We start from the raw sequence: 11,902 nt of genomic DNA, 5'->3' as shown, positions 1-11,902 counted from the left end.
CGCGTCCGCGCCTGCGCCCGCCGCGGGCGGGTCCGGCGCGGGCGTCGTGTTCCGGGGGCCCGCGGACCGGGGGCCCGCGGACCGGTCCGGCTCGGACGGGGCCGCGTCCGACGCGTACGGGCCCCGCACCCGGCCGCCTGGGGCCCGTCCCGCCGCGCTCGACCGGCTGGTGCGCGCCGCCCGTACGGCGCCGCGCGGAGGGTGGGCGCACCTGGCGCCGCTGCTTGCGGTCGTCACCCTGCTCGCCGCCCCGACCGGAGCCGACGGCTCCGGCCCGGGCGGTGCCACCGCCGCCGACGCGGCCTCCGGTCTGCTCGTCGTGTGGTGCGCGGTACGCCTGGCCCGCGCGCGCGTACGCCCCCTGACGCGGCTCGCCGCCGTCGTGCTCGGCCTGCCCGTCATCGGGATCTGCGTCGCCGCCGTCGCCTCCCACGACCCGGTGGCCGGCCTGCCCGGAGTCGTCCGCCACCTCCAGGTCTTCGTCCTCGTCCCCGCCGCCGTGGTGCTGACCCTGCGCGACCGGCGCGACCTGGTCACCGTCGCCCGGGCCCTCGTCGGTCTCGCCCTCGTCCAGGGCGCCGTCGGTGTCGTGCAGTACGCCACCGGGACGGGCGCCTCGTACATGGGCGAGGACGTGCGGGCCGTCGGGACGTTCGGCGCGAGTGACGTGATGGGCATGGCGACCGTCGTCTCGTACGGCATCGTCGCCGCCGTCGGCCTCGCGCTCGGCGCGCCGCTGCGCGGCCGGTCCCGGGCCGCCGCCCTGGTCTGCGCCGCGCTGCTCGTCGTACCGCTGGTGCTGTCGTTCAGCCGGGGCGCGTGGATCGCGACCGTCCTCGCCTGCGGGGCGCAACTCGCCCTGACCGGGGTGCGGCGGGTGCTGGCGGCGGCCCTCGTGACCGGGGCGCTGGGCGTGGTCCTCGTCGGCGGGCTCGGTGTCGGCTCCGCCATGGTCCAGGAACGCGTCGCGAGCATCACGCAGGTCGCCGCCGCGCCGGACCGGTCGGTCACCGACCGGTACACCCTGTGGGCCGCGGCCGCCGGGATGTGGCGGGAACGGCCCCTCACCGGTGTCGGCCTCAAGGGCTTCCCGCACTACCGGGACGGCCATGCCTCCCTCGCCCTGTCGTCCGGCAGCGACACCGCCGGTGCCGGTGCCGGGTTCCGGCGGCAGCCGCTGCTCTCCCCGCACAACATGTACCTGCTGATCCTCGGCGAGCAGGGCCTGCTGGGCCTCCTGGCGGTCGTGGGCGGCTGGCTGGCCCTCCTCGTGTGCGCCTGCCGCCGCCTGCACGCCGCCCGCCGTACGGGGCGCCACCTGGACTGCGCGCTCGTCGCCACGGGGCTCCTCGGCTGGCAGCTCGTCGACTTCCTGTACGCCGACATCGGGGGCCCGTCGACCGTCCTGACCGCCGTCGTCCTGGGTGTGGCCGCCTGGTGGGCGCTGGCGGGGCCGGACGTGCCGCCGGGGGACGCCCGTGCCTAGCGGCGCTCGGCCGGGGCAGGCCGCCGAACGGCCCGCCGCGCCGACGGAGACCGGCGCGCGGGGTGCCCCGGGCGGCGGGCCTGCGACGGCGGGTGCCCCCGCGGCGGCCGGTGGCCCGGTGGCGGTCGGTGGCCCCCTGGGGGCGGGTACGCCCTCGGTGGCCGGCGCGGCGGGAGTGCCTGGTGGTTCCGGCGCGTCCGGTGGTCCCGGCGGGCGGGAGCCCGGGGCGGGCGGGGCGGCGTGGGTGCCGTCCGGTCGGTTCCTCGCCCGTGCCGCCCTCCTCACCGCCGGGCTCACCGCGGCCGGGGCGCTGCTCGGCCTCGTACGCGACCAGTTGCTCGCCCACGCCTTCGGCGCGGGGCCGGACACCGACGCGTTCCTCATCGCGTGGACCGTTCCCGAGTTCGCCGCGACGCTCCTCATCGAGGACGCCATGGCGCTGCTCCTCGTCCCGGCGTTCAGCCGCGCCCTCGCCCGGCGGGCCGCCACCACCGGCCCCGACCCGGTGCTGGGCCTGGTCCGCGCGACGCTCCCCGGGACGGCCCTCGCCGCCGCCGGGGGCGCCGCGCTGGTCGCCGCCGCGGCGCCCCTGCTCGTACCGCTGCTGGCTCCCGGCCTGCCGGAGCAGCGGCTCGCCGTCGACTGCACCCGGCTCACGGCCACCTGTGTCCTGTCGTTCGCGCTCGCCGGGTACGTCAGCGCCGCGCTGCGGGCGCACGGCCGGTTCCTCGCCCCCGCCGGGATCTACGTCGTCCACAACGCCGGCATCATCGCCGCCGTCCTGCTGCTGGGCCCGGCCCTCGGTGTCCGGGCGGCGGCCCTCGGTGTCGCGGCGGGCGGGGCGCTCATGGCGCTCGTCCAGGCGCCCGCGCTGGTACGGCGGCTGCGAGCCGGCCGTACCGATGGCCCGGGGCGCCCGCGCTCCCGCAGCCGGACGCGTGCCGGTGGCCGGGCGGGCACCGGCGGCCGGCCGCGTGCCGGTGGTTCCCCGCGGCCGGGACGGGCGGTGGCACGGGTGCGGGCGGCCGCGCGGTCACTGGGCGGCGGGGGCGGGGCGGCCGCGGGCGTGGCCCTCGCGCTGGTCCTGCCGGTCGTCGTCTTCGCCGTCAGCCGCCAGTGCCAGGTCCTCGTCGAACGCTTCCTCGCCGCGCCGCTGCCCGCCGGGGCGATCTCGCACCTCAACTACGCCCAGAAGGTCGCACAACTGCCGATGGTGTTGTCGCTGATGCTGTGCACCGTCAGCTTCCCCGTCGTCGCCCGCGCCGTCGCCGCCGGGGACGGGGACACCGCCCGGCGCCGCGCCGAACGCGACCTGCTGCTGGCGGGGGCCCTCGTCCTGGCCGGCGCCGCGACCGTCGCCGCGGCCGCCCCGCAGATCGTGCACCTGCTGTTCCAGCGCGGCGCGTTCGACGCGGCCGACACCGCCGCCACCGCCGCCGTCATGCGCGTGTACGCCCTCGGCCTGCTCGGCCACACCCTCGTCGGCGCCCTCGTGCGCTGCTACTTCGCCGCGTCCCGGCCCCTGTGGTTCCCGGCCGGCGCCATGCTCCTCGGCATCGCCGCCAACACCGCCCTCGGCGCCCTGTGGGCCGACCACTGGGGCGCCCCCGGCATCGCCCTGGCCAACGCCGCGGGCATCACCCTCACCGCCGCCCTCCTCCTCGCCGGGGCGAGCCGCCGGAACGTACCGCTCCACGCCCCCGGCGTCGCCACCGGTCTCGCCCGGCTCACGGCCGCGGCCGCCGTCGCCGCCGTCGCCGCCCGGGTCTGCGCCTCCTGGCCCGACGCCCCCCTCGCAGGCGCGGCCCTGGCGGCCGCCGCCGTCCTCACCGTCTTCCCCGCCGCCGCCCACGCGCTGCGCGCGCCGCTCGTGCCCGGCCTGGCGCGCGCCGCGCTGCACGTCCCCCTCCGGCGCGGCACCGCACCGCGCAGCCCCCTCCCGCGAAGGCAGCACCATGTTCCGTCGGACCCCGCCCCCCTGGATCGCGATGTACCACTCGGTCGACGACGACCGGGATGACCCGTACCGCGTCACCGTCACCCCCGCCCGGCTCGACGCCCAGCTGCGCTGGCTGCGGGCCCGCGGCCTGCGCGGGGTCGCCGTGCGCGAGCTCCTCGCGGCCACGGCCCGCGGCACCGCGGCCGGCCTGGTCGGGCTGACCTTCGACGACGGGTACGCCGACTTCCTGCACGCGGCCGTGCCGCTGCTGCGCCGCCACGACTGCACCGCCACCGTCTTCGCCCTCCCCGGCCGCCTCGGCGGTGACAACGCGTGGGACGAGCGCGGCCCGCGCAAACCGCTCCTCACCGCCGACGGACTGCGCCGCTGCGCCGACGCCGGCATGGAGGTCGCCTCGCACGGGCTGTGGCACGTCTCCCTGACGTCCGCCGACGACCCCACCCTGCGCGAGGAACTGCACGGCAGCAGGGAGCTGCTTCGGGTGTTCACCGGCGAGGCGCCGGCCGGCTTCTGCTACCCGTACGGGCACGTCGACGCGCGCGTCGCCGCCGCCGCGCGGGACGCGGGCTACGCGTACGCCTGCGCCATCGACCCGGGTGCCCTGAGCGGCCCGTACGCCCTGCCGCGCGTCCACGTCGGGCAGCGTGACACCGGGCTCCGGCTGCACGCCAAGCACCGGCTGCACGCCCTGCGCCGCCGCGCCCCCGCGGGCCTCCCCACCGCCGAGGAGCCGACGGCCGCCACCGGGCGCCCTGCCCCGGCCCGGCCGCCCGCCACCAGGGGACCCGCCGCCGCGGTGGAACCACCCTCCTTCGGGACGCCGCCCGCGGCCGGGGAGCGGGCTCCCACCGGGGCCCCGGCCCCCACCGCATCGGCTCCGACCGCCCCGGCCGCCGCCGAACCCGCCCCCGTCGACCTGCGGGCCGTCCGGACGCGTGCGTCATGAGGGTCCTGCACGTCATCACCGGCCTCGGCATCGGCGGCGCCGAACAGCAACTGCGGCTCCTCCTGCGCCACCTCCCCGTCCACAGCGGCGTCGTCACCCTCACGGACCCCGGCCCCGTCGCCGCCGCCCTGCGCGCCGACGGCGTCCCCGTCGTCCACCTCGGCATGCGCGGCAACCGCGACCTGTCCGCGCTGCCCCGGCTCGTCCGGCTCATCCGCCGCGGCCGCTACGACGTCGTGCACACCCACCTCTACCGGGCGTGCGTGTACGGGCGGATCGCCGCGCGCCTCGCCGGGGTGCGGCACGTCGTCGCGACCGAGCACTCGCTGGGCACCGCGCAGATCGAGGGGCGCCCCCTCAGCACCGGCGCCCGCGCCCTGTACCTGGCCACCGAACGGCTCGGCTCCGCCACCGTCGCCGTCTCCGACACCGTGGCCCGGCGGCTCGCGGACTGGGGCGTCCGGCCGCACCGCATCCACGTCGTCCCCAACGGCGTCGACGCCGCCGCCCTCGCCCACGACGAACGGGCCCGCGCCACCGCCCGGCGGCGGCTCGGCATCCCGCCGGACGCGTACGTCGTCGGCGGAGTGGGGCGTCTCGTCCCGGGCAAGCGGTTCGACGTCCTGGTCCGCGCCCTGGCCGAACTGCCGCCGGACGTACGGCTCCTCCTCGTCGGTGACGGCGGCCAGCGGACCCGGCTGGAGCGGCTGGCAGGCGCGTCCGGGGTCGACGACCGGGTGGTGTGGGCGGGCGCCGTCACCCGCGACCTGCCGGCCCTGCTCTCCGCGATGGACGTCTTCGTGTCCCCGTCCGCCGAAGAGGCGTTCGGGCTCGCGGTCGTCGAGGCGCTGGCCGCCGGGCTGCCCGTCCGCTACGTGGCCTGCCCCGCCCTCGACGACCTGCCGCCCGAGGAGGCGCCCACGGCCCTCCGCATCGGCGGCACCGTCGCCGACGTGGCCGCCGCCGTGCGTGCGACCCGCGCCGCCCACGGGGCGGGCACCGCGCGCGGCCCGGTGCCGCCGGCGGCGTACCGGTACGACATCGCCCGTACCGCCCGGCAGTTGATGGCCCTCTACCGAGAAACGAGTGACCGATGACCCCGCGAACCATCCCCGGAGTGCGCCGGCTCGTCCGGCTCGCCCGCCGGGCCTCCGCCCGCGCGCCGCGCCCCGGCCGCGTCTGGACCGTGCCGGCGGCGGTGCTGGCCGGCGCCGCGGCCGGCGGCGCGTACGGGCTGCTCGCCACGCCCGAGTACGCGGCCACCAGCTACGTCGTGGTCGTCCCCGAGGAGCGGTCCGACCCGGCCGGGGCGATGGGCCTGGCGCAGGCGTACGGGCGGGTCGCCACGGACGTCGCCGTCGCCGGCGACGCCGCCGTGTGGGCCCGCGTGACACCGGGGGAGCTGCGCGCGAACGTCACCGCGGCCACCTCGCCCGACGCGCCGATGATCTCCGTCACCGCCCGGTCGGAGCGGGCCGGGACGGCCGCCGCCATGGCGGACGGCGTGGCCAGGGCCCTGGTGCAGAAGGGCGCGCACGCCCGCGCCGGTACGCACGTGAACGTCGTCCAGTTCGCCCGCGCGACCAAGCCGACCGCGCCCGTCTCGCCGTCGGCGCCGCTCGCCGTCCTCGTCGGTGGCAGCGCGGGCGGGCTCCTGGGCGGGCTGGCGCTGCTGGTACGCCCCCGCCGCACGGCCGCCGGCCGACCTCCGGCCGAGGCGACCGCGGCCCCGGCCACGGGCGTCACCCCGGCCGCCGGTGCGGCTGCGACCACGGGCGCGGCCCCGGCCGCCGGTACGGCCCCGGCCGCCGGTACGGCCCCGGCCACCGCCGCCGTGCCCGGCCCCGGCCCGCGCTCCGGCACCGCCGCGGCCGCCGCGGCCGCCGCACCGCAGCCGGAGGCCGTGTGAGCACGACGAGCACCACCGCGCCCACCTCCACGGCGACGGCCGGGAACTCCGGGGTGGCCGCGGCGGCGTCCTCCGGCCCGGTCGCCGTCGCGTCCACCGTCTGCCGGGAGGACGAGCACTTCGGCGCCCTCGCCACCGACTGGGCGGACCTGTACGACCGCTGTGCCACCGTCACCCCGTTCCAGACGCACGCCTGGCTGCACTCCTGGTGGCTGTCCTACGGCGTGCCGGGGCGGCTGCGGGTCGTCCTCGTGCGCCGCGTCACCGACGGGCGGCTCGTCGCGGCCGCGCCCCTGTGGCTCACGCCCGGTCGCGCGCCGACCGTGGCGTTCCTGGGCGGCGACCTCACCGACTACGGCGACGTCCTCGTCGACGAGGGCTGTCCCGGCGCGCTGCCGGCGCTGGCCGCCGCGCTGGCCGACCTCCCCGAGCTGACCCGGGGCGCCGTCGTGGACCTGCGGGAGGTGCGCCCCGGGGCCGCCGCGGAGCGGCTCCTGGCCCCCTGGCCCGGGCCCCGCAGGCGGTACCCGGACTCCACGTGCCTGGAGCTGCCCTGCGTACCCGTCGACGACCTGGTGCGCCGGCTGCCGTCCGCCCGGGCCCAGCGGGCCCGGGCGAAGCTCCGCAGGATCGACCGGGAGGGCATCACGGCACGACACGTCCCCGCGGACGAGGTCCCTGGAGCCCTGGACCACCTGCTGGACCTGCACCGCCGCCAGTGGGTCGGCCGCGGCGTGACGGCCGAACACCTCACGTCCCGCTTCGCGGAGCACCTGGGCCGGGCGGTACGGGGCATGGCGGGGTCGGGGCACGCCTGCGTGACGGAGTTCCTGCTCGGTGACGAGGTGGTCGCCGTGGACCTGACCCTGTTGTCGCCGCGGATCTCCGGGGGCTATCTGTACGGCGCCGACCCGATGCTGCGCTCCCTCAAGGTGGACCTCGCGACGCTGCTGCTGCGCAACAGCGCCCGGCTCGGCGACGGCACCGACCGCACGACGCTGAGCCTGCTGCGCGGCGACGAGCCGTACAAGCACCATTGGCGTCCCGACGCCGTGCGCAACGGACGGCTGCTGCTGGCCCGCCGCAGGGCGGCCCCGCTGCTGTGGCTGCGGGCGGCGTACGTCGGCGGTCGCGGCCGGGCCGCGGACCGCCTGCGGGACCGGGCATGGGCGCGCGCCCTGCGGCACCGCCTCGCCGGCGGGCCCGCGGCGGCCCCTACGGGGCGCACGGCTCGGGGTCGAACCACTTCCTGATCCACCGGGGGAGCCCGCCGGACGGGCACCGCGCCTCGCCCGCTCGGCCCGGCTCCCCCGGCACCTCGAACCCGCCCGACCCGCCAGACCCTCCCGACCCGCCCGACCCGACCGCGTCCCCCGACCCGCCCGACCCGCCCGACCCGACCGCGTCCCCCGACCCGACTGGCCCGCCCGGCTCATCGGACTCGGCAGGCTCCGCCGACCCAGCGGACTCCACAGGATCCGCAGGCCCGCCGGGCTCCACCGGCTCGACCGGCTCGACCGGCTCGTCGGGTTGCCCGGGCCCGGCCGGGGGCTCCCCGCCGACCTCCCCCGGCCCGTCGGCCCCGCCCGGCCCACCAGGCTCCGGCTCGCCAGGCTCCGGCTCGCCCGGCTCCGGCAGCCGTGCCGGTACCGGCTCCAGCCCGAAGAGCGCCGAGCGGAAAACCGCCGATGACTCCGGGTTCCCCGCGCACTGCCACACGCCGTGCGGGCAGTAGTCGCTGATGGAGTGGTACAGCGGTTTGTGCTCCCGCATCCACGCGAGCATCCGCCGCATGTATTCGGGATTGTCGCCGTTTCTGAACAGCCCCCACTCGGGATAGGAGATAGGCTTCCCGCGGGCCGCGGCGAATTCCACGTGGTCTCGCAGCCCGTACGGTTCGTTCGCCTGCTCGTCGAAGGTCCGGCCCGGCGGTTGGTCGTAGGAGTCCATTCCCACGATGTCCACGACGTCGTCGCCCGGATAACACGCGGTCCAGGGAATGGCGTCCCGGCCCCGATTGGGCGCGAAGTCGAATCGGAATTCCTGACCGGGAACCTCACGCATGGCGGTGACGATGCGTTTCCAGTACCTCTTCCACGCGTCCGGGTCCGGCCCGCACCGGTGGCTGTACGTGGAGCCGTTCATCTCCCAGCCGAGGACGATGACGGTGTCCGGCACGCCGAGACCCACGAGCCGCTCGGCGAGCGCCCGGAAGTGGTGGTCGAACCGGCCCTCCGCGCCGTGCCGCAGAAGCCGCGCGACGACCGCGTCCGGCAGCCGGTTCTCGTTGCGCTCCAGCATCGGCACGTTGAGCACGAACAGCCGGTCCTCCCGGGCCCGCCGCCACTCGGCCCAGGCGTCGAGGAACCCCGGCCGGCCGGCGATGTTGGACCACCTGTCGCCCGGCAGGTAGGTGTGGCCGGCGCGCAGCTCGGTACCGCCCAGCCACTGCTGCAGCTCCGTCATGCGGCTCACGCCCGAGGTCCCGTAGTGGAGGTACGCGCCGAGCGCCGTCTCCCCGGTCGCCACCGGGTCGGGCCCGGCGGGTCCGTCCGCCGCGCGGGCCGGTGCGGGCAGCACCGCCGCGGGGAGCAGCAGCGCGGCGACGCACGCGCCCACCCAGGTGCTCGTCGTCTTTCCGTTCCGGACGGTCATCCGCACTCCTTCACAAGGCGCCGCACTCCGTCACTCAGCCGTCCGACCTGTCACTTCGTTCGACCTGTTCACCTGGACCCAACGTAAGCGCGGCGGCCCGGCCGGGAACCCGGTCCCGCCGCTCCGTACGCCATCAGTGGAAGCCCTCGCCCAGTCGGGGCATCGAGACGAGGACAGCCCGTGCCGCTCTTCGACACCAGCGTCGCCGCCGTGCTGCTGCGGTTCGACCGGAACCCCTTCCACCACGGCACGCTCGGCGCCGCCCGCTCCCTCGGCCGGGTCGGCGTCCCGGTCCACGTGGTCACCGGCGGCCCGGCGGGCCCGGTCGCCCGGTCGCGCCACGTACGGCGCTGCCATCCCGGCCCGCCGGACGGCGACGGGAGCGCGGGCGGAGCCGGGGGTGCGGCGGAGGTGCGCGCCACCCTGGTGCGGGTCGCGGACGCGCTCGCCGGGGCCCCCGCCGTCCTCCTCGCCCTCGACGAGCTGACCGCCGTCGCGCTGGACGAGCTGCGGCGCGAACCAGGCGGCCCGGTCGGGCCAGCCGGGCGTTTCCTCCTCCCGGCCCAGCCACCGGGGACGCCCGCCCTCGTCGCCGACAAGGCCCTGCTTGCGGCCACCTGCCTGCGCCTCGGCGTCCCCCACCCGCGCACCCTCGTCCCCACCGACGCCGACGAGGCGGTCGCCATGGCCGCCGCCCTGGGGAGCCCGGTCGTCGCCAAGTGGAGCCGCCCCTGGCTGCTGCCCGCAGGCCGCGGGCTGCGCAGCACCGTCCTGGCCCGCACCCCGGACCGGGTGCGCGAGCTGTACGCCCGCGCCGCGGAGGCCGGCAGCCCGCTGCTGCTCCAGCGGTACCTGCCGCCGAGCCGGGACGGCGACTGGTTCTTCCACGCGTACCGCGACGGCGCCGGGTCCTGCGCCGTCGCGGCGACCGGCCGGAAGGTCCGTTCCTGGCCCGACGGCACCGGCCTGACGGCCGTGGGGGAGTGGGCGCCGAACCCGGCCGTCGAACGCCTGGCCCGCGACCTGCTGGCCGCCCTGGGGTACCGGGGGATCGCGGACCTCGACTTCCGCCGGGACCCGGCGACGGGCCGGTACCACCTGCTGGACTTCAACCCGCGCCCCGGAGCGCAGTTCCGGCTCTTCACCGACGCGTGGGGAACGGACGTCGTCCGCGCCCTCCACCTCGACCTGACGGGGCGTCCGGTCCCCGCCCTGGGCCGCGCCCACGGCCGCAGGTACGTCGTGGAGAACCACGCGGCCCTCTCCGTCCTCGCCTCGCCGCGGCGCCGCCCGCGCGCGTACGGCCCGTCAGGCGGCGTGGAGACGGCCTGGTACGCGGCGGACGACCCGGCACCGGCCGTCGCCATGGCCCGGTCCTGGACGGCCCACCTGGTCCGCCGCGCCGTGTCCGCCCCGCGCCGCGCCTGGAGCGCCGGGACCGCCCGCCGCCCCGCGGACCCGGCACCCCGCCCCGCGCCCGCGACAGCCCCCTCCCCGGCCCTTCACGGGCCGGCCCCGGGGCCCCCGACCCCTCCCCGGCCCCTGTCGCCCTCCCCGTCCCCCTCCTCCCCCCGACGATGACGAAAGTGGTGGGACCCATGCACGACGACGACCTGGTGATCGTGGGCGCCGGCCCGTACGGCCTCTCGGTGGCCGCCCACGCGGCGGCCCGTGGCCTGGACGTGCGCGTCTTCGGCCGGGTTATGCGCTCCTGGCACGCCATGCCGCCCGGCATGCTGCTGAAGTCGGAACCGTGGGCGTCCGACCTCTCGGACCCGGCCGGCGCCCACGGCCTCGCCGCCTACGCCGCGACCCGCGGGGTCCGGGTCGAGCACGGCGTCCCCCTGCCGGTCGGGTTCTTCGCCGCGTACGGCGAGTGGTTCGCCCGACAGGCCGTGCCGGACGTGGACCCGCGCACCGTGGTGGCCGTCCGGCCGCGCCCGCACGGCGGCTTCACCGTCGCGACCGAGGACGGGCAGGAGACCGGCACCCACACGGTGGCGCTCGCGCTGGGCGGCACGCCGTTCCTCGACGTGCCCCCCGCGCTCCGCCCGTTCGCCCCGTACCACGTGACGCACAGCAGTGACCTTCCCGACCCCGCCCGGTTCGCCGGCCGGGACGTGACCGTCGTGGGCGCCGGCCAGGCCGCCCTGGAGACCGCCGTGCTGCTCACGGAGGCGGGCGCCCACGCGCGCGTGGTGGCCCGTGCCCCGCGGCTCGTCTGGAACGGCGTGCCGCCGTCGCTGCGCCGCGGCGCCTGGGAGGCCGCCCGGGCGCCCCACACCGGCCTCGGCTGCGGCTGGCGGAACCTCCTGTACGCGCGTACCCCCGGCGCCTTCCGCCGGCTGCCCGGCCCGACCCGCGAACGGCTCTTCGCCACCGCGCTCGGCCCGGCGGGCGCCTGGTGGCTGCGACACCGCTTCGAGGCGGTGCCCGACGTACGGCTCGGCAGGTCCGTGGTGGCCGCGCGCCCGGCCGGCGACGGTCGCCTGCTGCTCACCCTCGCCGGCGCCGGGCCGGGCGCCCCCGTGACGGAGGTGGAGACCGACCACGTTGTCGCCGCGACCGGCTTCGCGCCCCGGCTGGACCGGCTCGATCCGCTGTGCCCCCAGGTGCGCGAGGAGCTGCGGGCCGTCGGCCCCGGCGGCGCCCCCGAGGTGACCGGCCGCTTCGAGGCGTCGCACCCGGGCCTGTTCCTGGCGGGACTGGTCACCGCCCCCGCGTACGGCCCGGCGATGCGCTTCGTGTACGGCGCCGGCTACACCGCGGAGCGGCTCGTGCGGGGCGTCGAGCGGCGGCTGCGGAGCCCGCGGCCCGGGGCGGTGCCCGCTGCGCGCCCACGCCCGGCGGGCGCGTCCCGCGACGCGGGCGGCACCGTCACGACCCCGGGCTGACGCCCCGGCGCCCCCGGACACCGGAAAGGCCGGTCACGGAGCGTCCTCCGTG

At 78.4% G+C, this 11,902-nt stretch carries 8 protein-coding genes and 1 pseudogene; 8 read left to right on the top strand and 1 reads right to left on the bottom strand.

The window, feature by feature from the left end:
- The first annotated feature begins 169 nt into the window (after positions 1–169).
- From ACF053_RS09255 to ACF053_RS09230, 6 genes and pseudogenes are all read left to right on the top strand, one after another.
- Complete coding sequence (locus ACF053_RS09255) at positions 170–1,486, top strand: O-antigen ligase family protein (protein ID WP_391953301.1); 1,317 nt, start codon at positions 170–172, stop codon at positions 1,484–1,486.
- Between the two features lie 244 nt (positions 1,487–1,730).
- Positions 1,731–3,506, top strand: a complete 1,776-nt coding sequence (locus ACF053_RS09250) for a lipid II flippase MurJ (protein ID WP_391953300.1) — start codon at positions 1,731–1,733, stop codon at positions 3,504–3,506.
- Positions 3,442–4,161 (top strand): annotated as a pseudogene (locus tag ACF053_RS09245) (polysaccharide deacetylase family protein); the annotation flags it as partial. The gene ACF053_RS09250 and the pseudogene ACF053_RS09245, both read left to right, overlap by 65 nt.
- A 227-nt stretch (positions 4,162–4,388) precedes the next feature.
- Complete coding sequence (locus ACF053_RS09240) at positions 4,389–5,489, top strand: glycosyltransferase (RefSeq protein ID WP_391953299.1); 1,101 nt, start codon at positions 4,389–4,391, stop codon at positions 5,487–5,489.
- The gene (locus tag ACF053_RS09235) at positions 5,486–6,301 is read left to right on the top strand and encodes a lipopolysaccharide biosynthesis protein (protein ID WP_391953298.1); all 816 of its coding nucleotides are present in this window, start codon (positions 5,486–5,488) and stop codon (positions 6,299–6,301) included. Before ACF053_RS09240 ends, ACF053_RS09235 begins: the two co-directional genes overlap by 4 nt.
- Before the next feature lie 53 nt (positions 6,302–6,354).
- The gene (locus ACF053_RS09230) at positions 6,355–7,554 is read left to right on the top strand and encodes a GNAT family N-acetyltransferase (RefSeq protein WP_391953686.1); all 1,200 of its coding nucleotides are present in this window, start codon (positions 6,355–6,357) and stop codon (positions 7,552–7,554) included.
- On the opposite strand, the gene ACF053_RS09225 is transcribed toward ACF053_RS09230, so the two are convergent.
- Positions 7,517–8,956: a glycoside hydrolase family 26 protein gene (locus ACF053_RS09225; RefSeq protein WP_391953297.1), complete on the bottom strand. Its 1,440-nt coding sequence runs from the start codon at positions 8,954–8,956 to the stop codon at positions 7,517–7,519. The genes ACF053_RS09230 and ACF053_RS09225 overlap by 38 nt on opposite strands.
- Positions 8,957–9,136: 180 nt before the next feature.
- On the opposite strand from ACF053_RS09225, the gene ACF053_RS09220 reads away from it, so the two are divergent.
- Both ACF053_RS09220 and ACF053_RS09215 read left to right on the top strand, forming a co-directional pair.
- Positions 9,137–10,537 (top strand): carboxylate--amine ligase, encoded by a 1,401-nt coding sequence (locus ACF053_RS09220; protein WP_391953296.1) that lies wholly within the window; start codon positions 9,137–9,139, stop codon positions 10,535–10,537.
- 17 nt (positions 10,538–10,554) lie between these two features.
- Entirely contained in the window at positions 10,555–11,850 is a 1,296-nt protein-coding gene (locus ACF053_RS09215; RefSeq protein WP_391953295.1) for an FAD-dependent oxidoreductase, read from the top strand.
- The last annotated feature ends 52 nt before the right edge of the window (positions 11,851–11,902 follow it).

Source organism: Streptomyces kanasensis (genome assembly GCF_043077165.1).
GTDB lineage: Bacteria > Actinomycetota > Actinomycetes > Streptomycetales > Streptomycetaceae > Streptomyces > Streptomyces changanensis.
Note: the sequence above shows the minus strand (reverse complement) of the source record. Positions and strands in the feature narration are given on the sequence as shown.